26 protein-coding genes are annotated in these 24,834 nt (G+C 70.1%); 13 read left to right on the forward strand and 13 right to left on the reverse strand.

Translation table 11 applies throughout. The annotated features are described in order from the left end of the window. Positions 1-15: 15 nt before the first annotated feature. Positions 16-774 carry an MgtC/SapB family protein gene (locus KAK03_RS17750; RefSeq protein ID WP_210855827.1) on the reverse strand — a complete coding sequence of 253 codons (759 nt, stop codon included), beginning with the start codon at positions 772-774 and terminating at the stop codon, positions 16-18. 61 nt (positions 775-835) lie between these two features. Further along, positions 836-1,555, reverse strand: coding sequence for a Crp/Fnr family transcriptional regulator (locus tag KAK03_RS17755; RefSeq protein WP_310738651.1), 720 nt, complete (start codon positions 1,553-1,555; stop codon positions 836-838). Between the two features lie 183 nt (positions 1,556-1,738). Between KAK03_RS17755 and KAK03_RS17760 the strand changes: the two genes are divergently transcribed. The 8 genes from KAK03_RS17760 (at position 1,739) to KAK03_RS17795 (ending at position 10,440) form a co-directional block, all read left to right on the forward strand. Continuing rightward, the gene (locus KAK03_RS17760) at positions 1,739-3,688 is read left to right on the forward strand and encodes an AMP-dependent synthetase/ligase (protein WP_210855831.1); all 1,950 of its coding nucleotides are present in this window, start codon (positions 1,739-1,741) and stop codon (positions 3,686-3,688) included. Between the two features lies 1 nt (position 3,689). Next, a complete protein-coding gene (locus KAK03_RS17765) occupies positions 3,690-4,475 on the forward strand; it encodes an ABC transporter ATP-binding protein (RefSeq protein ID WP_210855833.1) in 786 nt (261 codons plus the stop codon). 20 nt (positions 4,476-4,495) lie between these two features. After that, positions 4,496-5,425 (forward strand): branched-chain amino acid ABC transporter permease, encoded by a 930-nt coding sequence (locus KAK03_RS17770; protein WP_210855835.1) that lies wholly within the window; start codon positions 4,496-4,498, stop codon positions 5,423-5,425. Positions 5,426-5,450: 25 nt separating this feature from the next. Beyond that, complete coding sequence (locus KAK03_RS17775) at positions 5,451-6,509, forward strand: branched-chain amino acid ABC transporter permease (RefSeq protein ID WP_210855837.1); 1,059 nt, start codon at positions 5,451-5,453, stop codon at positions 6,507-6,509. A gap of 96 nt (positions 6,510-6,605) precedes the next feature. Next, on the forward strand, positions 6,606-7,934 hold the full coding sequence (locus KAK03_RS17780; protein ID WP_210855927.1) for an ABC transporter substrate-binding protein: 1,329 nt from the start codon (positions 6,606-6,608) through the stop codon (positions 7,932-7,934). Between the two features lie 105 nt (positions 7,935-8,039). After that, positions 8,040-8,846, forward strand: coding sequence for an ABC transporter ATP-binding protein (locus KAK03_RS17785; RefSeq protein ID WP_210855839.1), 807 nt, complete (start codon positions 8,040-8,042; stop codon positions 8,844-8,846). 24 nt (positions 8,847-8,870) lie between these two features. After that, entirely contained in the window at positions 8,871-9,173 is a 303-nt protein-coding gene (locus KAK03_RS17790) for a hypothetical protein (RefSeq protein ID WP_210855841.1), read from the forward strand. Continuing rightward, positions 9,166-10,440: a phenylacetate--CoA ligase family protein gene (locus KAK03_RS17795; protein ID WP_210855843.1), complete on the forward strand. Its 1,275-nt coding sequence runs from the start codon at positions 9,166-9,168 to the stop codon at positions 10,438-10,440. Before KAK03_RS17790 ends, KAK03_RS17795 begins: the two co-directional genes overlap by 8 nt. 3 nt (positions 10,441-10,443) lie before the next feature. Here the strand turns inward: KAK03_RS17795 and KAK03_RS17800 are convergent, their stop codons facing one another. The 3 genes from KAK03_RS17800 to KAK03_RS17810 are packed head-to-tail and all read right to left on the reverse strand — an operon-like array spanning position 10,444 to position 14,315. Continuing rightward, entirely contained in the window at positions 10,444-12,123 is a 1,680-nt protein-coding gene (locus KAK03_RS17800; protein WP_210855845.1) for a toll/interleukin-1 receptor domain-containing protein, read from the reverse strand. A gap of 34 nt (positions 12,124-12,157) precedes the next feature. Then, positions 12,158-13,900, reverse strand: coding sequence for a tetratricopeptide repeat protein (locus tag KAK03_RS17805; protein ID WP_210855847.1), 1,743 nt, complete (start codon positions 13,898-13,900; stop codon positions 12,158-12,160). A 52-nt stretch (positions 13,901-13,952) separates the two neighbouring features. Further along, on the reverse strand, positions 13,953-14,315 hold the full coding sequence (locus KAK03_RS17810; RefSeq protein WP_210855850.1) for a cupin domain-containing protein: 363 nt from the start codon (positions 14,313-14,315) through the stop codon (positions 13,953-13,955). 109 nt (positions 14,316-14,424) lie between these two features. Here KAK03_RS17810 and KAK03_RS17815 point away from each other — a divergent pair, with 109 nt between their 5' ends. Then, positions 14,425-15,402 carry a tripartite tricarboxylate transporter substrate-binding protein gene (locus tag KAK03_RS17815; RefSeq protein WP_210855852.1) on the forward strand — a complete coding sequence of 326 codons (978 nt, stop codon included), beginning with the start codon at positions 14,425-14,427 and terminating at the stop codon, positions 15,400-15,402. Between the two features lie 72 nt (positions 15,403-15,474). On the opposite strand, the gene dtd is transcribed toward KAK03_RS17815, so the two are convergent. After that, entirely contained in the window at positions 15,475-15,933 is a 459-nt protein-coding gene (dtd, locus tag KAK03_RS17820) for a D-aminoacyl-tRNA deacylase (RefSeq protein WP_210855854.1), read from the reverse strand. After that, entirely contained in the window at positions 15,930-16,820 is an 891-nt protein-coding gene (locus KAK03_RS17825; RefSeq protein ID WP_210855856.1) for a cation diffusion facilitator family transporter, read from the reverse strand. Before KAK03_RS17825 ends, dtd begins: the two co-directional genes overlap by 4 nt. An 86-nt stretch (positions 16,821-16,906) precedes the next feature. On the opposite strand from KAK03_RS17825, the gene KAK03_RS17830 reads away from it, so the two are divergent. Together KAK03_RS17830 and KAK03_RS17835 are read left to right on the forward strand one after the other, a co-directional pair. Beyond that, positions 16,907-17,314 carry a PA2779 family protein gene (locus KAK03_RS17830; protein ID WP_210855858.1) on the forward strand — a complete coding sequence of 136 codons (408 nt, stop codon included), beginning with the start codon at positions 16,907-16,909 and terminating at the stop codon, positions 17,312-17,314. Between the two features lie 13 nt (positions 17,315-17,327). Further along, on the forward strand, positions 17,328-18,287 hold the full coding sequence (locus KAK03_RS17835; RefSeq protein ID WP_210855860.1) for a PA2778 family cysteine peptidase: 960 nt from the start codon (positions 17,328-17,330) through the stop codon (positions 18,285-18,287). Here the strand turns inward: KAK03_RS17835 and KAK03_RS17840 are convergent, their stop codons facing one another. Continuing rightward, positions 18,288-18,728, reverse strand: coding sequence for an FKBP-type peptidyl-prolyl cis-trans isomerase (locus KAK03_RS17840; protein WP_210855861.1), 441 nt, complete (start codon positions 18,726-18,728; stop codon positions 18,288-18,290). A 23-nt stretch (positions 18,729-18,751) separates the two neighbouring features. After that, a complete protein-coding gene (gene tyrS, locus KAK03_RS17845) occupies positions 18,752-19,978 on the reverse strand; it encodes a tyrosine--tRNA ligase (RefSeq protein WP_210855863.1) in 1,227 nt (408 codons plus the stop codon). 201 nt (positions 19,979-20,179) lie between these two features. On the opposite strand from tyrS, the gene KAK03_RS17850 reads away from it, so the two are divergent. After that, positions 20,180-21,559 (forward strand): M23 family metallopeptidase, encoded by a 1,380-nt coding sequence (locus KAK03_RS17850; protein ID WP_210855865.1) that lies wholly within the window; start codon positions 20,180-20,182, stop codon positions 21,557-21,559. 12 nt (positions 21,560-21,571) lie between these two features. Further along, on the forward strand, positions 21,572-22,675 hold the full coding sequence (locus tag KAK03_RS17855; RefSeq protein WP_210855867.1) for an anhydro-N-acetylmuramic acid kinase: 1,104 nt from the start codon (positions 21,572-21,574) through the stop codon (positions 22,673-22,675). Between the two features lie 126 nt (positions 22,676-22,801). On the opposite strand, the gene erpA is transcribed toward KAK03_RS17855, so the two are convergent. The 4 genes from erpA to rpsI form a co-directional block, all read right to left on the reverse strand. After that, positions 22,802-23,176: an iron-sulfur cluster insertion protein ErpA gene (erpA, locus tag KAK03_RS17860; protein WP_210855869.1), complete on the reverse strand. Its 375-nt coding sequence runs from the start codon at positions 23,174-23,176 to the stop codon at positions 22,802-22,804. A 29-nt stretch (positions 23,177-23,205) separates the two neighbouring features. Further along, positions 23,206-23,607 carry a bactofilin family protein gene (locus KAK03_RS17865; RefSeq protein WP_210855872.1) on the reverse strand — a complete coding sequence of 134 codons (402 nt, stop codon included), beginning with the start codon at positions 23,605-23,607 and terminating at the stop codon, positions 23,206-23,208. A gap of 31 nt (positions 23,608-23,638) precedes the next feature. Beyond that, positions 23,639-24,355, reverse strand: coding sequence for a DUF6776 family protein (locus tag KAK03_RS17870; protein WP_210855873.1), 717 nt, complete (start codon positions 24,353-24,355; stop codon positions 23,639-23,641). A gap of 80 nt (positions 24,356-24,435) precedes the next feature. Further along, complete coding sequence (rpsI, locus tag KAK03_RS17875; protein ID WP_210855875.1) at positions 24,436-24,828, reverse strand: 30S ribosomal protein S9; 393 nt, start codon at positions 24,826-24,828, stop codon at positions 24,436-24,438. Between the last annotated feature and the right edge of the window lie 6 nt (positions 24,829-24,834).

A 24,834-nucleotide genomic window follows, 5' to 3' on the forward strand; every position in this document is an offset into this window, starting at 1 on the left:
CGCCGGCGGGGCCGTTCAGTTCCTGGCGTGGGCCAGGCTGAACTTCACCACGTCGCTCCAACCCTGCAGCGCCGCCGCCAGGCGGTCCAGCGGCGTGGCCTGGCGGCGGTCCTGCACCACCGCGACGAACTTCCAGGTGGACTGGCCGTCGTCGTGGCAGATCGCCAGCGAGCCGGTGGCCAGCATGAAGCCCTGCTGGCGCAGGAAGCGGTCGATCGTCGCGGCGTCGCTGGACACGCCCGGGCGCAGGCGCAGCTCGATGCCCACCGCCTGGTGCGAGGGCAGCCAAGCCTCAATGCGGCTGCCCCACATCATCGCCGAGGCCGACAGTGCGGCCAGCAGGATGGCGGCGCCATAGAAACCCACGCCGATCAGCACGCCGATCGCCGAGGCCGACCAGATCGATGCGGCGGTGGTCAGGCCGCTGATGTTCAGCCCGTCCTTCATGATCACGCCGGCGCCCAGGAAACCGATGCCGGTGACGATGCCCTGGATCACCCGCGTCGGGTCGTGCGCCAGCGCGGCGGTGAAGCTGGCCTGGCCGCCGTACCACAGCGCCGGGTAGCCGGCGAACACCGTCAGCGCGGTCGAGGCCATGCACACCAGGCCGTAGGTGCGCATGCCCGCGGCGCGGCCGCGGTAGGCGCGCTCATAGCCCACCAGCGAACCCAGCAGCAGCGCACCGGCCAGGTTCAGGAAGATCAGCAGGTTCACCGCCAGCGCATCGCCGCTCCAGTAGGCGGCGAGCTGACGGACAAAGGCGTCCGAACTCATCGCGCGAGCATCCCTCGCGCCTGCGCACGGCCAAGCGCCGATAAGCGCGGCGAAGCCCGCCCTACTCGTCGCGGTGGCGGTAGCTGCGCAGGCCCTGCAGGTCCAGCACCCGCACGCCGCCGTACTCGATGCGGATCAGCTGGCGCTGCTGCAGCGTGCGCAGCGCCTCGTTCACGCGCTGGCGCGACAGGCCGACCAGGTAGCCCAGCTCCTGCTGGGTGATGCGCAGCAACTGGCCCACGCCCGGGTAAAGCACCGGGTGAAACAACGAGGCCAGGTTGCGCGCCACACGGGTGTCGGGGTCACCCTGGCGGTCGGTTTCGCGGGCGGCGATGAACTGGCCCAGGCGCTCGTTGAGCTGGTTCAGCACGAAGCGGTTGAAGGGGATGCTGCGGTCCAGCAGCTCATGGAAGCTGTCCACCGGCAGGCCCGCCACGGCGCTGCGCCGCAGCACCTCGATGTTGTAGCGGTAGGGCTCGCGCTTGAGCAGCGTGCCCTCGCCGAACCAGGCGCCGGGCGGCACGCCGGTGAAGGTGATCGCCGGGCCCTGGCTGGGATCGTTGCTCATCTTCAGCAGGCCATCGACCACGCCGAACCAGTAGGTGGCGGGGCGGCCGATGCGACAGATCAGGTCGCCGGGCTCGGCCTCGGCAATGACGATGGCGGCCCGCGCGCGGCGCTGGTCTTCGGCATCCAGCACCCGCAGCCAGGGCACGTTGGCCAGCTCGGCCTCGGTCAGTGCGCGGGCGCGTTCGCGCAAGGCATGGGAACGTTGACTCACCGCAAGGCTCCTTCTCCGGCAATCGGCGACACCGGTGCTGGCCCCGCACGGACCCGGGAAAGTCCGCTCAGGGCTCACCCGTAGATTGTCGTCCAACGGACAACATGACGTCAAAGGTCGCCCTAGGATCGCGTCCATTCCGGGGCCGGCCTGTCCGGCCACGCCGCCTTCTTGGAGAAACGCGTGCAGACCACCTTCGTCCAGCTCCTGCTTGAACACGCCAGCCGCCGGCCCCAGGCCCCGGCGCTGCGCGAGAAGGAATACGGCATCTGGCAGACCACCACCTGGGCCGACCTGGCCACGCTGGTCAAGCGCCTGGCCGGCGGCCTGGCCGCGGCCGGCCTGCGCCGGGGCCAGCACCTGATCGTGGTGGGCGACAACCGCCCGCGCCTGAACGCCAGCATGCTGGCCGCGCAGGCGCTGGGTGCGGTGCCGGTGCCGCTGTACCAGGACGCGGTGGCGGCCGAGTTCGTCTTCCCGGTCAGCAATGCCGAGGTGGCCTTCGCCGTGGTCGAGGACCAGGAGCAGGTCGACAAGATGATGGAGGTGCGCGAGCAGTGCCCCGCGCTGGCCCATGTCTGGTACGACGACCCGCGCGGCCTGCGCAACTACGACGAGCCGGGCCTGGCCTCGCTGGACGCGCTGGCCGAGGCCGGCGACGCCTGGCTGGCCGCCCACCCCGGCTTCTTCGAGGCCGAGGTCGCCCAGGCCAAGCCCACCGACGTGGCGGCGATGTTCTTCACCTCAGGCACCACCGGCAACCCCAAGGGCGTGGTCCACACCCACCTGTCGCTGCTCGACCGCGCCGCCGCCGGCCAGAAGTTCGACCGCCTGACCGACCGGGAAGAGGTGCTGGCCTACCTGCCGCCGGCCTGGATCGGCCAGAACATCTTCAGCTACGCGCAGTGGCTGGCCTGCGGCTACGTGGTCAACTGCCCGGAGTCGGGCGCCACCGTGTCGATCGACATGAAGGAGATCGGCCCGAGCTACTACTTCGCGCCGCCGCGGATCTTCGAAGGCCTGCTGACCACGGTGATGATCCGCATGGAGGACGCCAGCACGATCAAGCGCGGGATGTTCCACCACTTCATGAACGTGGCACGCCGCGTCGGCCCCGCCCTGATGGACGGCAAGCCGGTGGGCCTGCTCGACAAGCTGCACTACGCTCTGGGCAACCTGATGGTCTACGGCCCGCTGCGCAACACGCTGGGCATGAGCCGGGTGCGCGTGGCCTACACCGCCGGCGAGGCGATCGGCCCCGACCTGTTCACCTTCTACCGCGCGATCGGCATCAACCTCAAGCAGCTCTACGGCTCCACCGAGACCGCGGTGTTCGTCTGCCTGCAGCCCGACCACGAGGTGCGCGCCGACACCGTGGGCGTGCCCTGCGATGGCGTGGAGATCAAGCTCAGCGACAGCGGCGAGGTGCTGGTCAAGTCCGCCGGCCTGCTCAAGGAGTACTACAAGAACCCCGAGGCCACCGCCGAGGTGCTGACCCCCGACGGCTGGTACCACACCAGCGACGCCGGCTTCATCGACGCCAACGGTCACCTGAAGATCATCGACCGCGTCAAGGACGTCGGCCGCATCAAGGGCGGTGCCAACGACGGCGCGATGTTCGCGCCCAAGTACGTCGAGAACAAGCTGAAGTTCTTCCCGCACATCAAGGAGGCGGTGGCCTTCGGCAACCAGCGCGAGAAGGTCTGCGCCTTCGTCAACATCGACTTCGAGGCGGTGGGCAACTGGGCCGAGCGGCGCAACCTGCCCTATGCCGGCTACACCGACCTGGCGGCCAAGCCCGAGGTGCTGGAGCTCATCCGCGAGAACGTCGAGAAGGTCAACGCCGACCTGGCGCGCGACGAACTGCTGGCGGGCAGCCAGATCGCCCGCTTCATCGTGCTGCACAAGGAACTCGACGCCGACGACGGCGAGATGACCCGCACCCGCAAGGTCAAGCGCGGCTTCATCAACGACAAGTACCAGGTGCTGGTCGACGCGATGTACGCCGGCAAGTCCGAGCAGTTCATCGAGACGGTGGTGAAGTTCGAGGACGGTCGCAGCGGCAGCGTGTCGGCCACGCTGAAGATCACGGACGTGAAGACGTTCCCGGCGCAAACCAGGAAGGTGGCTTGAGATGGCCGAAAGAAAGATCGGTGACGTCATCCTCGACGTCCAGAACATCAGCCTGCGCTTCGGCGGCGTGAAGGCGCTGACCGACATCAGCTTCAATGTGCGCGAGCACGAGATCCGCGCCATCATCGGCCCCAACGGCGCCGGCAAGAGCTCGATGCTCAACTGCATCAACGGCGTCTACACGCCGCAGGAGGGCAAGATCACCTTCCGCGGCCAGACCTTCAGCCACATGAACAGCCGCCAGGTGGCCGAGATGGGGGTGGCGCGCACCTTCCAGAACCTGGCGCTGTTCAAGGGCATGAGCGTCATCGACAACATCATGTCGGGGCGCAACCTGAAGATGAAGACCAACCTCTTCCAGCAGGCCATCCGCTGGGGGGCGGCCGAGCGCGAGGAGAGCGAGCACCGCGCCTTCGTCGAGCGCATCATCGACTTCCTCGAAATCCAGGCCTGGCGCAAGACCCCGGTGGGCCGCCTGCCCTACGGCCTGCAAAAGCGGGTCGATCTGGGCCGCGCGCTGGCGATGGAGCCGCAGGTGCTGCTGCTGGACGAGCCAATGGCCGGCATGAACGTCGAGGAGAAGCAGGACATGAGCCGCTTCATCCTGGACGTCAACGACGAGTTCGGCACCACCATCGTGCTGATCGAGCACGACATGGGCGTGGTGATGGACATCTCCGACCGCGTGGTCGTGCTCGACTACGGCAAGAAGATCGGCGACGGCACCCCCAGCGAGGTGCGCAGCAACGAGGACGTGATCCGCGCGTACCTCGGCACTTCCCACTGAGCGCCCGGAGACCACAGACCATGGGATTCTTCCTCGAGACCTTCATCGGCGGCCTGATGGCCGGCATGCTGTATTCGCTGATCGCGCTGGGCTTCGTGCTGATTTTCAAGGCCTCCGGCGTCTTCAACTTCGCGCAGGGCGCGATGGTGCTGTTCGCCGCGCTGGCGATGGCGCGCTTCTCGGAATGGGCGCCGGGCTGGACCGGCTCCGACTCCAAGCTGCTGGCCAACATCATCGGCTTCGTGCTGGCCATGGCCTGCATGGTGGCGCTGGCCTGGGTGATCGAGCGCTTCGTGCTGGGCAAGCTGGTCAACCAGGAGGGCATCACGCTGCTGATGGCCACGCTGGGCATCACCTACTTCCTCGACGGCTTCGGCCAGACGGTGTTCGGCTCGGACATCTACAAGATCGACGTGGGCATGCCCAAGGACCCGATGTTCCTGTTCGAGAGCACCTTCCAGGGCGGCGTGCTGGTCAGCCAGGAGGACCTGTTCGCCGCGGTGATCGCCGCCGCACTGGTGGCCGTGCTGGCAGCGTTCTTCCAGTACACCTCCACCGGCCGCGCGCTGCGCGCGGTGGCCGACGACCACCAGGCGGCGCAGTCGATCGGCATTCCGCTCAACCGCATCTGGGTCATCGTCTGGTCGGTGGCCGGCTTCTCGGCCCTGGTGGCCGGGATGATCTGGGGCTCCAAGCTGGGGGTGCAGTTCTCGCTGTCGCAGGTCGCGCTGAAGGCGCTGCCGGTGGTGATCCTGGGCGGCCTGACCAGCGTGCCGGGCGCCATCATCGGCGGCCTGCTGATCGGCGTGGGCGAAAAGCTCTCCGAGGTCTACATCGGCCCGATGCTGGGCGGCGGCATCGAGATCTGGTTTGCGTACGTGATGGCGCTGGGCTTCCTGCTGGTGCGGCCGCAAGGCCTGTTCGGCGAGAAGATCATTGACCGCGTCTAACGCCTGAGCGCACAAGGAGAACAACATGCTCTACCGTGAGAATGGCCAGTTCAAGACCAGCTACCGGGCCGACCAGCAGATCTTTCCGATCGCGCAGGACAAGGCGGTCATCGGCGCGCTGGTGGCCTTCGCCTTCCTCGCCGTGCCCTTCCTGGCCAGCGAGTACCTGTTCCGCGCGATCCTGATCCCCTTCCTGATCCTGTCGCTGGCGGCCATCGGCCTGAACATCCTGGTGGGCTACTGCGGCCAGATCTCGTTGGGCACCGGCGGCTTCATGGCGGTGGGCGCCTATGCGGCCTACAACTTCATGATCCGCATCGACGGCATGCCGATGCTGCTGGCGATCATCATGGGCGGCCTGTGCGCCACGGTGGTGGGTGTGCTGTTCGGCATCCCGTCACTGCGCATCCGCGGCCTGTACCTGGCGGTGGCCACGCTGGCCGCGCAGTTCTTCACCGACTGGGCCTTCCTGCGCATCAAGTGGTTCACCAACGACTCGGCCTCGGGCTCGGTCAGCGTGGCGGAACTCAACCTGCTGGGCTGGGTGATCGACTCGCCCACCGAGAAGTACCTGTTCTGCCTGGGCTTCGTGGTGGTCTGCGCGTGGCTGGCCAAGAACCTGGTGCGCAGCCACATCGGCCGCGAATGGATGGCGATGCGCGACATGGATGTGGCCGCGGCGGTGATCGGCATCCGTCCGGTCTACGCCAAGCTCACCGCCTTCGCGGTCAGCTCCTTCTTCGTCGGCATGGCCGGTGCGCTGTGGGGCTTCGTCTACCTGGGTTCCTGGGAGCCGGCGGCCTTCAACATCAACCGCTCCTTCGACCTGCTGTTCATGGTGATCATCGGCGGCCTGGGCTCGATCATGGGCAGCTTCTTCGGCGCCGCCTTCATCGTCGTGCTGCCGATCGTGCTGGACAACCTGACGGTGATGGTGGGTCTGTCCACCGCCACCGCCTCGCACCTGACCTACATGATCTTCGGCGCGCTGATCGTGTTCTTCCTGATCGTCGAGCCGCACGGCCTGGCGCGCCTGTGGTCCACCGCCAAGGAAAAGCTGCGGCTGTGGCCCTTCCCGCATTGACCCCCGAATCCGCATGGCCCGGGCGATGAACCCGGACCGGCTGACCTTGCACTGACGAGTGCGTTTCCTCACCTTCCTCTGGAGGCAGACAACATGTTGAAGTTCAAGACCCTGGCCCAGGCCGCGCTGATCGCGTCGGCCGGATTCGCCGCCATCGCCACCTCGCCGGCGTTCGCCCAGGCCAAGGAGCAGTTCTTCCCGGTGCTGGTCTACCGCACCGGTGCCTATGCGCCCAATGGCGTGCCCTGGGCCAACGGCTACGTCGACTACCTGAAGTACACCAATGCCAAGGGTGGCATCAACGGCGTCAAGATCACCTACGAGGAATGCGAAACCGGCTACGCCACCGACAAGGGCGTGGAGTGCTACGAGCGCCTCAAGGGCAAGGGCGCCACGGTGTTCCAGCCGCTGTCCACCGGCATCACCTTCGCGCTGACCGAGAAGGCCCCGGCCGACAAGATCCCGCTGATCACCGCCGGCTATGGCCGCAGCGAATCGGCCGACGGCAACGTGTTCAAGTGGAACTTCCCGCTGCTGGGCACCTACTGGGTGGCGGCTGACGCCATCCTGCAGCACATCGGCAAGGCCAACGGCGGCCTGGACAAGCTCAAGGGCAAGAAGATCGCCCTGGTCTACCACGACAGCCCCTACGGCAAGGAGCCGATCCCGCTGCTGCAGGAGCGCGCCAAGATGCTGGGCTACGAGCTGCAGCTGCTGCCGGTGACCGCGCCGGGCGTGGAGCAGAAGGCCACCTGGCTGCAGGTGCGCCAGAGCCGTCCCGACTACGTGCTGCTGTGGGGCTGGGGCGTGATGAACTCGGCCGCGCTGAAGGAAGCCGTGGCCACCGGCTACCCGCGCGAGAAGATGTACGGCGTGTGGTGGGCCGGTGCCGAACCCGATGTCAAGGACGTCGGTGAGGGCGCCAAGGGCTACAACGCCGTGACCATGCAGCACGGCGCCGAGCCGCAGTCCAAGATCGTGCAGGACATCCTGAAGGAAGTGCACGGCAAGGGCCAGGGCACGGGCCCGAAGGAAGAAGTCGGCCAGGTGCTGTACATGCGCGGCATGGTCCACGCGATGCTGGCGGTCGAGGGCGTGCGTCGCGCCCAGGAGCGCTTCGGCAAGGGCAAGGTCATGAGCGGCGACCAGACCCGTTGGGGTCTGGAGAACCTGGCGCTGGACCAGAAGAAGCTCGACGCGCTGGGCTTCGCTGGCGTGCTGCGCCCGATCTCCACCTCCTGCGCCGACCACATGGGCGCCAACTGGGCGCGCATGCACACCTGGGACGGCAAGGCCTGGAAGTTCAGCTCCGACTGGCTGCAGGCCGACGAGCAGGTGCTCAAGCCCATGGTCAAGCAGGCCGCCGACAAGTACGCCGCCGAGAAGAAGATCTCGCGCCGCGACGCCGCGGACTGCCAGTCCTGACCCACCCCCGAGGCGGCTGGCGCCGCCTCCCTCCCCCCGACTTCGGCCGGGGGCCTGATTCAAGCGCCGCGCGCGGCGCTTGAATGAGTCAACAAGGACACCGCGATGAGCAACATCCTTCTGAACGTCAACGGCATCGAGGTCATCTACAACCATGTGATCCTGGTGCTCAAGGGCGTGAGCCTGCAGGTGCCCGAGGGGCAGGTGGTGGCCCTGCTGGGCGGCAATGGCGCCGGCAAGACCACCACGCTGCGGGCGGTCAGCAACCTGCTGGCGGGCGAGCGAGGCGAGGTCACCAAGGGCAGCATCGAGCTGCGCGGCGAGCGCATCGAGAAGCTCTCGCCCGCCCAGATGGTCGACCGCGGCGTGATCCAGGTGATGGAGGGCCGGCACTGCTTCGCCCACCTGACCATCGAAGAGAACCTGATGACCGGCGCCTACACCCGCCAGGACGGCAAGGCCGCCGTGGCGCAGACGCTGGAGAAGGTCTACGCCTATTTCCCGCGCCTGAAGACGCGCCGCACCAGCCAGGCCGCCTACACCTCGGGCGGCGAGCAGCAGATGTGCGCGATCGGCCGCGCGCTGATGGCCAACCCGAAGATGGTGCTGCTGGACGAGCCCAGCATGGGCCTGGCGCCGCAGATCGTCGAAGAGGTGTTCGAGATCGTCAAGGACCTGAACACCAAGGAGAAGGTCACCTTCCTGCTGGCCGAGCAGAACACCAACATCGCGCTGCGTTACGCCGACTACGGCTACATCCTGGAGAACGGCCGCGTGGTGATGGATGGCGAGGCCAAGGCCCTGCGCGAGAACGAGGACGTCAAGGAGTTCTACCTGGGCATGGGCGGCGGCGACCGCAAGAGCTTCAAGGACGTCAAGAGCTACAAGCGCCGCAAGCGCTGGTTGGCCTGACAGCGGGCCACGCAGGAGCGGACCGTGAGTGACGAGGACTGGGGCTTTGCGCTGCCGGCCTTCAAGCCGGAGGACGCGCTGCAGCGGCTGCGCCGCGACCTGCGCGCGCTGGGGCTGACCGAGCGCGAGGGCCGCTTCGAGCGACGCGGCAGCGCGATCGCCCGGGCGGCGGTGGACGGCGCGGTGCTGACGGTGGCGATTGTCAAGCGGCCATCGCGCACCAGCCCCGAATGGATGACCAAGGCGCTGAAGGAGAGCGCCCAGGTGCGCGACTTCGTCGCGCTGGTGAAGAAGAACCTTGCCGGCTGGAGCGACAGCGATGAGTGATTTCTACGATGCCCTGGAGGCACGCGACCCGGCCGAGCGCGAGGCCGCGCTGATGGCCGCGCTGCCGCGCGTGGTGACCCGCGCCCGCGAGGGCAGCCAGACCATGGGTGAGCTGCTGGCCGGCGTGGACGCCACGGCGGTGAACAGCCGCGCCGCCCTGGCCGCGCTGCCCGTGACACGCAAGCACGAGCTGCTCGAGAAGCAGCAGGCCCGTCGCGCCGACGCGGCGCAGTGGGACCCGTTCGGCGGCTTCTCGGCGATCGGCTGGCGCGGCCTGCGCGCCGCCCAGGGCGCACGCCGGGTGTTCCAGTCGCCCGGCCCCATCTATGAACCCGAGGGCACGGCTGCCGACTACTGGCGCATGGCCCGCGCGATCTGGGCCGCCGGGTTTCGGGCCGGCGATCTGGCGCACTGCAGCTTCAGCTACCACCTGACGCCCGCGGGCTCGATGATGGAGACCGGCGCCCACGCGATCGGCTGCACCACCTTCGCCGGCGGCGTGGGCAACACCGAGCTGCAGCTGCAGGCGGTGGCCGAGTTGAAACCCCATGGCTACATCGGCACGCCCAGCTTCCTGAAGATCCTGGTCGAGAAGGCGGCCGAGAGCGGCGTGGACATCTCGTCGATCACCAAGGCCATGGTCTCGGGCGAGGCCTTCCCGCCCTCGCTGCGCGACTGGCTGGCCGAGCGCGGCATCACCGGTTACCAGTGCTACGCCACCGCCGACCTGGGCCTGATCGCCTATGAAACCCCGGCCCGCGAAGGCCTGGTGATCGACGAGGGCGTGATCGTCGAGATCGTGCGCCCCGGCACCGGCGACCCGGTGCCCGAGGGCGAGGTGGGCGAGCTGGTGGTGACCACGCTGAACCCCGACTACCCGCTGGTGCGCTTCGGCACTGGCGATCTGTCGGCCATGCTGCCGGGCCCCTGCCCCAGCGGCCGCACCAACGGCCGCATCAAGGGCTGGATGGGCCGGGCCGACCAGACCGCCAAGGTACGTGGCATGTTCGTCCACCCCAGCCAGGTGGCGCAGGTGCTGCGCCGCCACCCCGAGGTGCTGCGCGCCCGCCTGGTGGTCGAGGGCGAAATGGCCAGCGACCGCATGACGCTGAAGGTCGAGGTGGCCGGCACGCCCGAGGGCCTGGCCGCCGCGATCGCCGACACGGTGCGCGACATCACCAAGCTGCGCAGCGAGGTGCAGCTGCTGGCGCCCGGCAGCCTGCCCAACGACGGCAAGGTCATCGAGGACGCGCGCAGCTACCGCTGAGCCTCAGGGCTGGGCGCGCGCGGCGTCCAGCACCTCCAGCACGCGCACCAGCATGGCCCGGCTGTCCACCCAGCTGGCGTACTGCACGTGGTTGAACTCCACCGGGAAGTTCACCCCCGGGTGGCTCAGGTAGGGCAGCACCTTGAAGCCGCTGCTGGCACCACCGATCTCGCGCACCATCGCCTTGCTCAGCTCGAAGCGGCAGAAGCCCTTGGCGAAGTAGTCGTCGCTGCAGATCGCCACCATGCAGCGGCTGCGCTGGATGCCCGAGGCCAGCTCGAAGTACCAGGCGGTGCCCACCCGGATCGAGCGCTCGTCGAAGAACACGCGCAGGCCCTGCGCCTGCAGCGGCGCCACCACCTGCTCGCGCACCCAGTCGATGTTGGCGCGCGGGGTGTGTGAGTAGCTGACGAACACGTCGTAGTCGTGGCCGTCGCCGGGCGCGAGCCGGCTGACGTCGGTGTAGAGCGCCTGGTCGCGCAGCCGGCTGGCCATCTGGCGCCAGCTCAGCCAGGTGGCCAGCGCAATGCCGATCAGCACGTAGATGACCTGGAAGTACAGCAGGTGCAGCAACTGGTCGAGCAGCAGGATCGTCAGTGCCAGCGCGCCCACCGCGGTCAGTGCGGCACCGACGGCCGCGACGTGGAGCCAGCGGTGCAGCGGATGCAGGCGCGCCGAGAGCAGCTCGAAGCTGGCAGCGGCCAGCGCACTGAAGGCCAGCGCGAAGGCCACGGCCCACCAGGCGTTGTCCAGCGGCCGCAGGTGGCCCTCGCCCACGGCGTTGGCGGGCAGACCGTCGCCGATCGCCCAGCCGAGCAGCTCGGCCCGCGGCAGCGTGCCGATGCGGTCGCGTTTCAGGTGGCCCAGCACCAGCACCCGGCCGGACCATTCGGCGGGGCTGCGACCGGCCTGCTCGGGCTGCAGCGTGCGGCCATCAAAGCGCCAGCGGTGCGCGGCCACGCTCTGGCGGTCGCCGCTCAGTGCCGTGGTCTGCGACGGGTCGTCGCAGGTGCCGGCGGCCGGCGGCTCCAGGCCCAGCAGTGCGCGCCGCGCCAGCACTGCCAGGGCCGGGAAGTCGCAGCTCGCGCCCAGGCAGCCGCAGTGGCTGTACCAGTAGTAGCGGCCTTGCAGCGTCAGCGCGCCATGGCCGAACTGCGCGACGCCGCCGAAGACCTCGGCATCGCCGCTGCGTTCGCGCCAGTCGTCGGCCCCGAGAACCCAGCCGCGCTGGGCCTCGTCGGGAGGCACCATCAATGCCACGCCACGAGCGGCCAGGGCCTGGAATGCCGACTCGCCCGGGCGGCCGTCGCAGGGTCCGGTCAGCGCCGATTGCGCCTCACCCGGCCAGGGCGGCAGCGCGAAGCTCAGCAGCACCGCCGCCGGCCGGTCGGGCAGCGCCGCGACCTGGCACAGCAGCGTGCGCAGCGCCGTGCGCTCCCGCACCGCGAACAGCGGATCGAGCGTGCCGTTCAGGTCGATCAGCTCGACCTGGGCGGGCCAGGCCCGTGGCGGCGGCGCCAGGCGCTCGGCCACCCACCAGTCGAAGCGCTTGAGCGGCTGGATGAAGAAGGCCAGCACCACCATCAGCGCGCAGAACAGCAGCACCTGCAGGCCGCGGCGCAGCCAGCTTCGCAGGCCGCGCCAGGCCGCAGCGCCGGAGCCGACAGGCGGTGCCAGGCTCATCGACGGTTCCCGCGCGCCGGCCAAGCCAGGTCATTCAGGCCGGACAGGCCTGCTCCAGTGCCTGCAAGGCCTGCGCGCGGCGGCGGCCGGCCTCGCGCACGGCCGCCAGTTCGTCGGCCGGCGCGCCGGTGGCGCCCAGTGCCCAGGCCAGGCCGTCCAGCACCTGCTGGTGGCGCGGCGCGGCTTCGGAGGGGTCCAGCGCCAGCCAGTCCTCGCGCGCGGCGCGGAAGTCCGCCAGCGCACTGGCCGCATCGCCGCGCGCCTGCGCCAGCGTAGCCCGCTGCAGCAGGGCCTGGCCGCGCAGCAGGCGGTCGGGCTGCTGCGGGTCGAGCTGCGCCAGGGCCTGTGCGATCGACGCCAGGGAGGCGTCGGACTGGCCCCGCACCTGGGCCTGCCAGGCCCGCGCCAGCGCCAGCTCCGCCTTGACCGGATGGCGCATCGGGAACAGCGCCTGGGCATCGCGCTCGGCCTGTGACAGCGTGGTGCTCGCCAGGTCCGCCTGCTGGGTATCGAACTGCGCCTGGGCCAGCGTCAGCAAGACCTGCAGGCGGTCTTCGTTGCCGTGCGGGTAGATGTCGCTGACCTGCCGCTGCAGGTCCAGTGCCTGCTCGCCCAGGCCCAGCGCGGCGGCGCCCTGGCCGGCGGCCTGCAGCACATGCGCACGGGTCAGCAGCAATGGCACGCGCACATGGTTCATGAAACGCCAGCGGCGCCCGCCGGCGTCGAGCTCGCCCAGCAGGCGTGCGGCCCAGCGGTCGGCGCAGGTCAGCACGCCCTGCTGCTCCAGCGCGCGCACCACGTTGACCGTCTGCTCCAGCACCGGCGCCTCGCCTTCGCGCGGCGGCAGGCGGCGGTGCAGTGCAATGCTGCCCTGGTAGGCCTGCAGCGCCTCGCCCAGGCGCCGGGCATCCAGCAGCGCATCGCCGCGCCGGCCCAGCAGCACCGCCTGCCAATAGGTGTCGGCGGGCAGCTTCAGCAGGCCGGCCGCGCGCTCGTAGGACGCCAGCGCCTCGGCGGGCCGGCCGATCAGCTGGTAGACGTCGCCCAGCGCGAGCAGGCTGTCGAACAACGGGCCGGGTTCGCCCTGCGCCTCGGCCCGGCGCACCTGGGCCTGGAAGGCGCTCTCAGCCTCGTCGAAGCTGCCGTAGCGCAGCAGGTGCGCCTCGGGCACCAGGCTCCAGCGCGCGGTGGGCTCGCCGGCCTTGACCACCTGGCGCGGCGCATCCACCACGCCCGTCCGCGCGGCGCCGGCCACCTGCACCTGCTGGCGGCGGTCGACCTGCACGGCGCCGGTCTGCACCGTCAGGCTGACCGAATCGCCGGCGTCGGAGACCTCGATCTCGAACTGCGTGCCCATCGGGCTGAAGCGCACCGGACCGGCGCTGGCGGTGGGTGCCAACGCACCTTCGAACTGGCGCACCGCGGACTTGAGGCTGAAGCCGCCACGCACGACCTGGTAGTCGGCGGCGCCATTGCGCCGGCGCAGCAGCAACTCGCCCGGCTTGCCCTGGCGCTTGACCAGTTCCTCGGTGCCGACCTCGTCGGCCACGCTGATCTCGACCTCGGCCGGGGCCACCAGCCGCGTGCCCTCGCGCAGCACCTGGCCACGGCGCAGGCGGCTGGCGGCCGGCTCGGCCTGCCCAGCCAGTGCCAGCCCGACCTCGACCTCCGCCGGTGCCGTGCGGCCCAGACGCAGCCGGGTCACGCTCCAGTCCTGAGCCAGCGCCAGACCCGCCGTGCCGGCCAGCGCAACGCACGCGAACGCATGGCGCATCATCTGCAATCCTCCCACCCGCAGGCTGCGACCGGCCGCCGGCAAAGTCAAGCGATCAGGACAAGCGGTCGACGATCACGAAGTGCTTGCGGACCTTCTCCAGCACCTCGAAACTGCCCTCGAAACCCGGTGGAATGACGATGGCCTCGCCCGGGCCGGCCTCGGTGAAGCCGCCCTGCGCATCATGCACCCGCACCCGGCCGCTGAGGACCACGAAGTACTCATGCTCGTTCGGGCCGAAGACGATGCGCCAGCGCCCGGGCTCGCAGTCCCAGATGCCGGCGGCCAGACCCTGGCCGGGCGGCTCATACAGCGTCCAGGTGTGGCGTTCGGGGTTGCCCTGTTCCCGGCGCTCCTCGCGCGGGTGGTCAAGCTCCGGGGCGGTGGCGGGCAGGTCGAATCGGATGATGCGGCTCATGCGCCGATTGTGATGCCAGCGGCAGGGATTACGTAGTTCCCCACATGGCGGGTCCCTGCCGCACCCCTACCATCCGGCCACCCCTTGTCATGTACCCAGGAGACATCGCATGCAACTGCGCCTGAAGACCCTTGCCGCCATCGCGCTGACCGCGCTGGCCCTGCCGGCCCTGGCCGAGTACCCCGAGAAGCCGGTCACCATCGTCGTACCCTTCGCGGCCGGCGGCCCGACCGACAAGGTGGCGCGCGACCTGGCCGAAGCGCTGCGCAAGCCGCTGGGCGGCACCATCGTGATCGAGAACGTCGGCGGTGCCGGCGGCACGCTGGGCGCCACCAAGGTGGCCAAGGCCGCCCCGGACGGCTACACCCTGCTGCTGCACCACGTGGGCATGGCCACCTCGCCCTCGCTGTACCGCCAGCTGCAGTACAAGACCCTGGACGACTTCGAGTACCTGGGCATGATCAACGAGGTGCCGATGACCCTGATCGGCCGCCCCACGCTGCCGGCCGCCAACTACGCCGAGCTGGCCAAGTGGATCGAGGCCAACAAGGGCAAGATCAACCTGGCCAACGCCGGCCTGGGCTCGGCCTCGCACCTGTGCGGCCTGATGTTCCAGCAGGCCATCAAGGTGGACATGACGACCGTGCCCTACAAGGGCACCGCCCCGGCGATGACCGACCTGCTGGGCGGCCAGGTCGACCTGATGTGCGACCAGACCACCAACACCACCGGCCAGATCGAGAGCGGCAAGGTCAAGGCCTTCGCGGTCAGCACGCTCAAGCACCTGACCGCACCGGCGCTGGCCAAGCTGCCGACGCTGGACGAGTCGGGCCTGAAGGGCTTCAACGTCACGATCTGGCACGGCATGTACGCCCCCAAGGGCACGCCCAAGCCGGTGCTGGACAAGCTCAATGCGGCGCTGAAGGCCGCACTGAAGGACCCCGAGTTCCTCAAGCGTGAAGAGGCGCTGGGCGCGGTGGTCGTGACCGATGCGCGCGTCAACCCCGCCGAGCACAAGAAGTTCGTCGAGTCCGAGATCAACAAGCTCGGCACCGCGATCAAGGCGGCCGGTCAGTATGCGGACTGATGGGCGCCTGACCGCCGGCTGATCGCCGGCCACGGACACCCCACACGGGCGCCTTCGGGCGCCCGTTGCGTTTCAGGGCAGGCGCATCGGGATCGTCACCGGGCCGTCGTTGACCAGGTGCACCTGCATGTCGGCACCGAACTCGCCACAGGCCACCGGGCCGGCATGGCGTTCGCGGGCCAGGGCCAGCAGCGCGTCGTAGAGCGCGCGCCCCTGCGCGGCGGGCGCGGCGGCGCTGAAGCTGGGGCGGTTGCCGCCCGCCGTGTCGGCGGCCAGCGTGAACTGCGAGACGATCAGCAGGCCACCCGGCGTGCCCGCGCCATCCAGGTCCTGCAGGCTGCGGTTCATCTTGCCGGCCTCGTCGCTGAAGATGCGCAGCTTGAGCCACTTGTCCAGCATCTTCGCGGCGGTGGCCGGCGTGTCGGCCGGCTCGGCGCAGACCAGGGCCAGCAGGCCCGGCCCGATCGCGCCCACCACCTGGGCGGCCACCTCCACGCGCGCTTCGCGCACGCGCTGCAGCACGGCGATCACAGCAGGTCCTTGGGGTCGTCGAAGTGGGCTTCGACGTCCATCGGCAGCAGCTGGATCGTGGCCCGCAGGCCCGGCACCGCGCTCATCAGCGCCTGCTCCACCGATGCGCGCAGCGCCGCCGCGCGCTGCAGCGTCCAGCTGGCCGGCATGTGCATGTGCATGTCGGCAAAGCGGCGCGCGCCGGCGCGGCGCGTGGTCAGGTGGTCGAAGCGGATGGTGGCGTGGTCGAAGTCCTTCAGCACCGCGTGAATGGCGGCCTGGTGCTCGGGCTCCAGCGCGCGGTCCATCAGGCCATCGGCCGAGCGGTGCACCAGCGAGACGCCCTCGCGGATGATGTTCAGCGCCACCAGCATCGCGGCCAGCGGGTCCAGCCACAGCCAGCCGGTCAGTTGCACCGCGATCAGGCCGATCACCACGCCCACGGAGGTCCAGACGTCGGTGATCAGGTGCCGCGCATCGCCTTCCAGCGCGATCGAGTGGTGTTCGCGGGCGGCGCGCAGCATGCTCCAGGCCAGCGCACCATTGATGGCCGAGCTGGCCACCGACAGCGCCAGGCCCCAGTCCAGCCGCTCCAGCGGCTGCGGGTGCAGCCAGCGGTCCAGCGCGGCCAGCATGATGCCGGCCGCGGCGCCCAGGATCAGCACGCCCTCGAAGCCACTGGAGAAGTACTCGGCCTTGTGGTGGCCATAGGGGTGGTCTTCATCGGCCGGCTGCGCGGCGATCGTCACCATGGCCAGCGCAAAGGTGGCGCCGGCCAGGTTGACCAGCGACTCCAGCGCATCCGACAACAGGCTGACCGAGCCGGTCAGCCACCAGGCGCCGGCCTTCAGCGCAATGGTGGCCAGCGCCGCCACGACCGACAGGCGCAGGTAAGAACTCACTTGCATGCCGCGATTGTCGCCCGCAACAGGTCGTCACAAGGGGCTTGGCGAAATTCGTAACATTGAGCGGTCCACTGACTCTGATACACACCATGCGCCTCGCTCACCGCACCTTCACCCTGCTGCTGGCCTCCAGCCTCAGCTTCGCCGGTTTCATGCAACCCGCCCAGGCGGCTGGCATTGCGGCCGAGGCCGTGGCCGTCGACGAAGGCCTGGCGCTGCGCCCGGCCGCCGACGCCCGCGCGCTGATCGACGCCTCGCTGGCCCGCGCCGATGTGCAGGCCGGCCTGCAGGCCCGCGGCGTCGACCTCGACCAGGCCCGCGCCCGCGTGGCCGCGCTGAGCGACGCCGAGGCCCAGCAACTGGCCCGCACGATCGACAGCGCCCCGGCCGGCGCCAGCGACCTGGTCGGCGTGCTGGTCTTCATCTTCGTGCTGCTGCTGGTCACTGACATCCTGGGCCTGACCAAGGTCTTCCCGTTCACCCGCTCGGTGCGCTGAGTCGCCAGGCCCGATGCGCCGGCGTGACGCGCTGGCCGCTGGCCTGCTGGCGCCGGCGCTGAGCGGCTGCGCGACGCTGGCGCCTGCGCCGATGGGCGCGGCGCTGCGGGCGCAGTCGCCGCCGGGCCTGCCGCGCCGCCACTGGCTGGCGGACGCCCCCTTCGTGGCCGACGACGACGAGCTGTGCGGGCCCGCCGTGCTGTCGGCCGCGCTGGCGGCTGCCGGTCGGCCGGTGCCGCTCGAGACCCTGCGCGCGCAGGTCTACCTGCCTGGCCGCGGCGGCACGCTGCAGGCCGAGATGCTGGCCGCACCCCGCCGCCACGCCATGCTGTCGGTCGAGTTGCCGCCGCGGCTGGACGCGCTGCTGGCGCTGGTGGCCCAGGGCCACCCGGCCGCGCTGCTGCTGAACCTGTCGCTGCCGATCTGGCCGCGCTGGCACTATGTGCTGCTGACCGGCTACGACCTGGACGCCGGCACCGTGCGCCTGCACACCGGCACCCGGGCGCAGGCGCTGTGGGACCTGTCGCCGCTGGAGGCCACCTGGGCGCGCAGCGGCCACTGGGCCCTGGCGGTGCTGCCACCGGGCCATTGGCCCCCGCAGGTGGACGAGGCGCCGGCCGTGGCCGCGCTGCTGGGCCTGGACCGCGCCCAGGCCCCGGCCCGGGAGCGGGCTCGCGCCTGGGCCTCGGCCGCGGCGCGCTGGCCGCAGCGGCTGTCGATCAGCGTGGGTTGGGCGCAGGCCCTGGCCGATGCCGGCCGCGGCCCCGAGGCCGAGGCCGTGCTGCAGGCCTGGCTGGCCCAGGGCGACAGCGCGGTGGCCTGGAACAACCTGGCCCAGTTGCGGCTGATGCGCGGCGACATGGGTGCGGCGCATGACGCGGCTGAGCGCGCCGTGGCGCGCGCCCGGGCGGCCGAGCCGCAATGGCTGGCCCAGGCACAGGCGACGCTGCGCGCCGCCACGCCCGACCCGTGATCAGCGCTTGACGATGCCCAGCAGCTCGACGTCGAAGACCAGGGTCGAGTTCGGCGGGATCAGGTCGCCAATCGCCCGGCCGCCATAGGCGATCGCCGAGGGGCAGGTCAGCTTGGCCTTGCCGCCGGTCTTCATCAGCTGCAGGCCTTCGGTCCAGCAGGGGATCACGCGGCCCAGCGGGAACTCGGCGGGCTGGCCGCGGCTGTAGGAGCTGTCGAACTCCTTGCCGTCGGTCAGCGTGCCGCGGTAGTGCACGCGCACGGTGTCGGCCGCCACCGGGCTGCCGCCGGTGCCGTCCTTCAGGCTGCGGAACACCAGGCCACTGGCGGTGGTCTTGGCGCCGGGTTCCTTGGCCGCCGCGGCCAGCGCCGGGTTGGCGTCCTGGGCCTGGGCGGCGCCGAACAGGGTGAGGGCCAGCAGGGCGGCGGCAAGGGACTTCATCAAGGGGCTCCTGGTCAAACGGATCACGACAGTGTCACACGGGCGAACTTGCGCTTGCCGACCTGCAGCACCATGGTGCCGGCGTCGAGCTTCAGGCCCTTGTCCGAGACAACCGCGCCGTCGATGCGCACACCGCCCTGCTCGACCATGCGCAGGCCCTCGCTGGTGCTGGGCACCAGGTTGGCGGCCTTGAGCAGCGCGCCGATCGCCATCGGGGCGCCGCTGAGCGCCAGCTCGGGGATCTCGTCGGGAATGCCGCCCTTGGCGCGGTTGTTGAAGTCCTGCTCGGCCGCGTCGGCCGCCGCGGCGCTGTGGAAGCGCGCGGTGATCTCCTTGGCCAGCATCACCTTGGCGTCCTTGGGGTTGCGGCCCGCGGCGACCTCGGCCTTCAGCGCCTCGATCTCGCGCTCGAGGCGGAAGGACAGCAGCGTGAACCACTTCCACATCTGCTCGTCGCTGATCGACAGGATCTTGGCGAACATGGTGTTCGCCGGCTCGGTGATGCCCACGTAGTTGTTCTTGGACTTGGACATCTTCTCGATGCCGTCCAGGCCTTCGAGCAGCGGCATCGTCAGGATGCACTGCGGCTCCTGGCCGTACTCGCTCTGCAGCGCACGGCCCACCAGCAGGTTGAACTTCTGGTCGGTGCCGCCCAGCTCCAGGTCGCTCTTGAGCGCCACCGAGTCGTAGCCCTGCATCAGCGGGTAGAGCAGCTCGTGCACCGAGATCGGCGTGTTGCTCTGGAAGCGCTTGGTGAAGTCGTCGCGCTCGAGCATGCGCGCCACGGTGTACTTGGCGGCCAGCTCGATCATGCCGCGCGCGCCCAGCGGGTCGCTCCATTCGCTGTTGTAGCGGATCTCGGTCCTGGCCGGGTCCAGCACCAGGCTGGCCTGGGCGTAGTAGGTCTGGGCGTTGGCCTCGATCTGCTCGCGCGTCAGCGGCGGGCGGGTGGCGTTGCGGCCCGACGGATCGCCGATCATCGAGGTGAAGTCGCCGATCAGGAAGATCACCTGGTGACCCAGGTCCTGCAGCTGGCGCATCTTGTTGAGCACCACCGTGTGGCCCAGGTGGATGTCGGGCGCGGTGGGGTCCAGGCCCAGCTTGATGCGCAGCGGCTGGCCGCTGGCCTCCGACCGTTGCAGCTTCTTCAGCCAGTCGGCCTCGGGCAGCAGTTCGGCGCAGCCGCGGCGGCTGACGGCCAGCGCTTCGAGCACGCGCTCGCTGGGGTTCTGGGAATCGGGCTGGGACATCGGGGGCACCAAGGGATCACGACAATCCCCACGATCGTGGGGGTCGGTAGAATCGGGGAACTCTGCCGGGCCAGCGGGTCAGACCCGTGGCAAGCACCTGCCACCGCGCAGGCTGCTGCTTCCCGAGCAGCGCCGTGATTCTAAGGGCCGGCCTGCGCCGACCCTGCCGCCCCGGCGGCACCTCACACAACGACCTGATCGATGCCGCTGGGAACCGCTTTGCCTGAATTCGCCGCAGACCTGCTGGCCCGCGTGGGCCGCTGGACGCGCGCCCACCACCGCGGCCTGGCCCTGAGCACCCTGCTGGGCCTGGCCGGTTTCGGTGTCACCGCCTTCGGCATCGCGCCGCTGGCCCCTGACGCCGCGCAGCTGCCGCAGCGCCTGCTGCTCGAACCCATCGTGCCGCCCAGCCTGGACGGTCAGCTCGAGGCCCTGGCCGGCCTGCGCTTGCAGCTCACGCGCGGCGACGTCACCCGCGCCAGCGACACCGCCGACAGCCTGCTGCGCCGCCTGGGCGTGGAAGACGCCGCCGCGGCGCAGTGGATGCGCAGCGACGCGCTGGCCCGCCGCCTCATCGAAGGCCGCCCCGGCAAGCTGGTGCAGGCCCAGGTCGATGCCCAGGGCCGCCTGCTGTCCCTGGTCGCGCGCTTCCCGGTGGACGAGGCCGATTCGCCGGTGCCGCAGTTCTTTCACCGCTTCGAGATCACCCGCCAGGGCGAGCACTTCAGCAGCCGCGCCGAGCAGCGCCCGCTGGAACGCCTGCCGCGCCTGGCCAGCGGCCGCATCGACAGCTCGCTGTTCGCCGCCACCGACGAGGCCAACATCCCCGACGGCGTCGCGGTGCAGCTGGCCGAGGTCTTCTCCACCGACATCGACTTCCGCCGCGAGCTGCGCAAGGGCGACCGCTTCAGCCTGATCTACGAATCGCTCAGCGCCGACGGCGAGCCCGTGCCCTGGGGCAATGGCCGGCTGCTGGCCGCCGAGTTCGTCAACAACGGCAAGACCTACCAGGCCGCCTGGTTCGGCGAAGGCCGCGGTGGCTACTACGACCTCAAAGGCCAGAGCAAGCGGCGCGCCTTCCTGTCCAGCCCGCTGGCGTTCTCGCGCGTGACCTCGGGCTTCGCGATGCGCTTCCACCCGATCCACAAGACCTGGCGCGCCCACCTGGGCACCGACTATGGCGCCCCGACCGGCACGCCAGTGCGCAGCGTCGGCGACGGCAGCGTGGTCTTCAGCGGCTGGCAGAACGGCTATGGCAACGTGGTGCGCATCCAGCACAGCGGCGGCCGCGAAACGGTCTACGCCCACCTCAGCCGCATCGATGTGCGCAAGGGCCAGCGGGTCGGCCAGGGTGATCGCCTGGGTGCCGTGGGCGCCACCGGCTGGGCCACCGGCCCGCACCTGCACTTCGAGTTCCTGGTGGGCGGTCAGCACCAGGACCCGCAGGTCATCGCCAAGGCCTCCGAGGTGATCGAGCTCGACCCTGCGCAGCGCGGCCGTTTCGCCAGCCTAGCGCAGACCGTGTCCAGCCAGCTGGCGCTGGCCACCCGCATCGACGGCCACCCTGGCCAGTTCGAGTGATCGGCTGAACCGATGCGCTGCATCGGCTTGATGTCGGGCACCTCGCTCGACGGCATCGATGGTGTGCTGGCCCGGCTGTCACCGCAGCTGCAGGTCGAGGCCCATGTGCACCGGCCGATGCCGCCCGCATTGCGGGCCGAGCTGCTGGCGTTGAACACGTCCGGCCCCGACGAACTGCACCGCGCCGCCCTGGCGGCCAATGCCCTGGCCGAGGCGCAGGCCGAGGTGGTGCAGGCCCTGCTGGCGCACAGCGGTCTGAGCGCCGCCGACGTGCGCGCGGTGGGCTCGCATGGCCAGACCGTGCGCCACCGGCCCGGCGCGGTCGACGGCACCGGCTACACCTGGCAGCTCAACCAGCCCGCGCTGCTGGCCGAGCGCTGCGGCATTGACGTGGTGGCGGACTTCCGCAGCCGCGACGTGGCCGCCGGCGGCCAGGGGGCGCCGCTGGTGCCCGCCTTCCATGCCCAGGTCTTCGGGCGGACGGACCAGGCCCGCGCGGTGCTGAACCTCGGCGGCATCGGCAACCTGACGCTGCTGCCGGCGGGTGGGGCGCCGGTCTCGGGATTCGATTGCGGCCCGGGCAATGCCCTGCTGGACCTGTGGGTGCAGCAGCACCTCGGCCAGGATTTCGATGCCGATGGCCAGTGGGCCGCGAGTGGTCAGGTGCACGGGGCGCTGCTGGGCGGGCTGATGGCCGAGCCCTATCTGGCCGAGGCGCCGCCCAAGAGCACTGGGCGCGACCTGTTCCACGCCGATTGGCTGGTAGCGCAGTTGCAGCGCTGCGCGGGCGTGTCGCCCCAGGATGTGCAGGCCACGCTGGCCGAGTTCACCGCCCGGGCCGCCACCGAGGCGCTGCATCGCCACGCCCCGCAGACCACCGATCTGCTGGTCTGCGGTGGTGGCGCGCTCAACGCCGACCTGATGCAGCGCCTGACGCGGCTGCTGCCTGGCGTGCGCGTGCGCAGCACCGCGGCCGAGGGCCTGCCGCCGATGCAGGTCGAAGCCACCGCCTTTGCCTGGCTGGCCGGGGCGCACCTGATGCGCCAGCCCGCCAACCTGCCGGCGGTCACCGGGGCGCGCGGACCGCGCGTGCTGGGCGCGCTCTACCCGGCCTGATCGGTCCGGTCGCTGCAGGCGTGAAAAAGCCGCCCGTGGGCGGCTGGTCGGTGTCGGCCGCTCCGCAGCGGCCGGCGCACCCTCTCCTGAAGGGTGGCTGCGGAGCCCGCAGCCGGGTGCAGACACTTACACCGAGAAGCTCGAGCCGCAGCCGCAGGTGGTGGTGGCGTTCGGGTTGCGGATCACGAACTGCGCGCCCTGCAGGTCTTCCTTGTAGTCGATCTCGGCGCCGACCAGGTACTGCAGGCTCATCGCGTCGATCAGCAGCGTCACGCCGTTCTTGCTCATCTGCGTGTCGTCTTCGTTGACGACTTCGTCGAAGGTGAAGCCGTACTGGAAGCCCGAGCAGCCGCCGCCCTGCACGAAGACGCGCAGCTTCAGCTCGGGATTGCCCTCCTCGGCGACCAGATCGGCCACCTTGGCGGCGGCGCTGTCTGTGAAGACCAGCGGTGCGGGCATCTCGCCGGCGGCGGGGGCCAGGTTCTCGGTCACGGCGTTCATGGATCGGTCCTTTGAGGCAATGGAAGGGGTCAGTGGTCGTTCGACGCCGCCAGCTTGAGCGTCGGCTTGTCGTCAGTGGCGCTGGCGTGGCGCAGTTCGCCGTCGATCTTGGCGCCCTGGTGCATTTCCAGGGCGTGGTAGTGCACGTCGCCGACGATGCGCGCCTTGGGCTGCAGCTCCAGCAGCTCGCTCGAGGCCACCGGGCCGTGCACTTCGCCGTTGATGATCACATGGCCGGCGATCACCTTGCCCATGATGCGGGCATTCTCGGAGATCACCACCAGGCTGGCGCCGTCACCGGCGGCGATGACGTCGCCGATGACCTCGCCATCCACGCGCAGGCCTTCGCTGAAACGCAGCTCGCCATGCACGGCGGTGCCCTCGCCGATCAGGCTGCGGATCGGGGGTTGCTTCTTGCGGCTGAACCACATGGTGATCGTCTCCAGGTTCCCAACGTTGTTGTCACAGGCGAGCCGTCTGGCTGGCCAGCACGGCGCCGCGGGCGTCCAGCACCCGCAACTGCACGAGTTTTACCACCGCCGCAGGCGGATGGTCCAGATGGCCCTCCAGGCGCAGGTACTGGCGCAGCTGGAAGGGCTGCGGCCCGCCGGGCATGGGCTGCGTCCAGGGCTTGCCGTCCTGCGTGCCCGACAGCGTCAGCTCGTAGCGCCCCTCGCTGGGCGCGGCCACGCGCGCCGGACTCATCACCAGCACCTGGTAGTGCAGCTTGCCCGGGCCGTCGGCCTCGACCTGGAAGGCGCGCACCTGGGGCGCGTCGCCATTCTGGCCGGCGGCTGGGAGCAGGCGCTCGAAGAAGCCCAGGTCGGCCTTGAGCTGCAGGTTGTCGGCCTCGACCTGGCGCAACTGCACCGCCAGCCGCTCCTGCGCGACCTTCTCGGCCTTGAGCAGGCTCTCGGCCGTGTTGGCGATGGACTGCGCCTTGTCCTTGTCGTCACGCAGCGTGCGCACCTCGGCGCGCAGCTGCTCGAGCTCGACCTTGGCGTCCTTGTCCAGGCCCGCCAGGTCCTTGCCGAATTCGAAGGCCCACAGCGCGATCGCCGCCGAGAAGCCCAGCGCCAGCGCCGCCACCGCCCAGCGCAGCGGCCAGGGCAGGTGGCTGCGCACGATCATCCGCGGGGCGGAGATCGAGAAGCGGCGGCGAAGGAGCTTCCAGCGCATGGTGCGGCAGTGTGGCCCGAAGACGCGAAAGGCCGCTTGCGGCGGCCTTCCGTGGATACCCGCAAAAACCGGGTGATCGATCAGCGCTTGCTGAACTGCTTCCGACGACGGGCGCCGTGCAGACCGACCTTCTTGCGCTCGACTTCGCGGGCGTCACGGGTGACGTAGCCGGCGCTGCTCAGGGCGGGCTTGAGGGCCGCGTCGTAGTCGATCAGGGCGCGGGTGATGCCGTGGCGGACCGCACCGGCCTGGCCGGACTCGCCGCCGCCGTGCACGTTGACCTGCACGTCGAAGGCTTCGTTGTTCTCGGTCAGCACCAGGGGCTGACGGACCACCATGATGGAGGTCTGGCGGCCGAAGTACTTGTCGACGGGCTTGCCGTTGACGACGATCTGGCCGGTGCCCTTCTTCAGGAAGACCCGGGCGACCGACGACTTGCGACGGCCGGTGCCATAGTTCCAGTTACCGATCATTCAACC

It is taken from the genome of Ideonella alba (genome assembly GCF_018069845.1).
In the GTDB taxonomy this organism is placed as follows: domain Bacteria; phylum Pseudomonadota; class Gammaproteobacteria; order Burkholderiales; family Burkholderiaceae_C; genus Ideonella; species Ideonella alba.

Coding starts and splice junctions, on each gene's coding strand:
- KAK03_RS17750 (WP_210855827.1), bottom strand. CDS start 774: ATGAGTTCGGACGCCTTTGTCCGTCAGCTCGCCGCCTACTGGAGCGGC.
- KAK03_RS17765 (WP_210855833.1), top strand. CDS start 3,690: ATGGCCGAAAGAAAGATCGGTGACGTCATCCTCGACGTCCAGAACATC.
- KAK03_RS17770 (WP_210855835.1), top strand. CDS start 4,496: ATGGGATTCTTCCTCGAGACCTTCATCGGCGGCCTGATGGCCGGCATG.
- KAK03_RS17775 (WP_210855837.1), top strand. CDS start 5,451: ATGCTCTACCGTGAGAATGGCCAGTTCAAGACCAGCTACCGGGCCGAC.
- KAK03_RS17785 (WP_210855839.1), top strand. CDS start 8,040: ATGAGCAACATCCTTCTGAACGTCAACGGCATCGAGGTCATCTACAAC.
- KAK03_RS17795 (WP_210855843.1), top strand. CDS start 9,166: ATGAGTGATTTCTACGATGCCCTGGAGGCACGCGACCCGGCCGAGCGC.
- KAK03_RS17800 (WP_210855845.1), bottom strand. CDS start 12,123: ATGAGCCTGGCACCGCCTGTCGGCTCCGGCGCTGCGGCCTGGCGCGGC.
- KAK03_RS17805 (WP_210855847.1), bottom strand. CDS start 13,900: ATGATGCGCCATGCGTTCGCGTGCGTTGCGCTGGCCGGCACGGCGGGT.
- KAK03_RS17810 (WP_210855850.1), bottom strand. CDS start 14,315: ATGAGCCGCATCATCCGATTCGACCTGCCCGCCACCGCCCCGGAGCTT.
- KAK03_RS17815 (WP_210855852.1), top strand. CDS start 14,425: ATGCAACTGCGCCTGAAGACCCTTGCCGCCATCGCGCTGACCGCGCTG.
- KAK03_RS17825 (WP_210855856.1), bottom strand. CDS start 16,820: ATGCAAGTGAGTTCTTACCTGCGCCTGTCGGTCGTGGCGGCGCTGGCC.
- KAK03_RS17830 (WP_210855858.1), top strand. CDS start 16,907: ATGCGCCTCGCTCACCGCACCTTCACCCTGCTGCTGGCCTCCAGCCTC.
- KAK03_RS17835 (WP_210855860.1), top strand. CDS start 17,328: ATGCGCCGGCGTGACGCGCTGGCCGCTGGCCTGCTGGCGCCGGCGCTG.
- KAK03_RS17840 (WP_210855861.1), bottom strand. CDS start 18,728: ATGAAGTCCCTTGCCGCCGCCCTGCTGGCCCTCACCCTGTTCGGCGCC.
- tyrS (WP_210855863.1), bottom strand. CDS start 19,978: ATGTCCCAGCCCGATTCCCAGAACCCCAGCGAGCGCGTGCTCGAAGCG.
- KAK03_RS17850 (WP_210855865.1), top strand. CDS start 20,180: ATGCCGCTGGGAACCGCTTTGCCTGAATTCGCCGCAGACCTGCTGGCC.
- KAK03_RS17855 (WP_210855867.1), top strand. CDS start 21,572: ATGCGCTGCATCGGCTTGATGTCGGGCACCTCGCTCGACGGCATCGAT.
- erpA (WP_210855869.1), bottom strand. CDS start 23,176: ATGAACGCCGTGACCGAGAACCTGGCCCCCGCCGCCGGCGAGATGCCC.
- KAK03_RS17865 (WP_210855872.1), bottom strand. CDS start 23,607: ATGTGGTTCAGCCGCAAGAAGCAACCCCCGATCCGCAGCCTGATCGGC.
- KAK03_RS17870 (WP_210855873.1), bottom strand. CDS start 24,355: ATGCGCTGGAAGCTCCTTCGCCGCCGCTTCTCGATCTCCGCCCCGCGG.
- rpsI (WP_210855875.1), bottom strand. CDS start 24,828: ATGATCGGTAACTGGAACTATGGCACCGGCCGTCGCAAGTCGTCGGTC.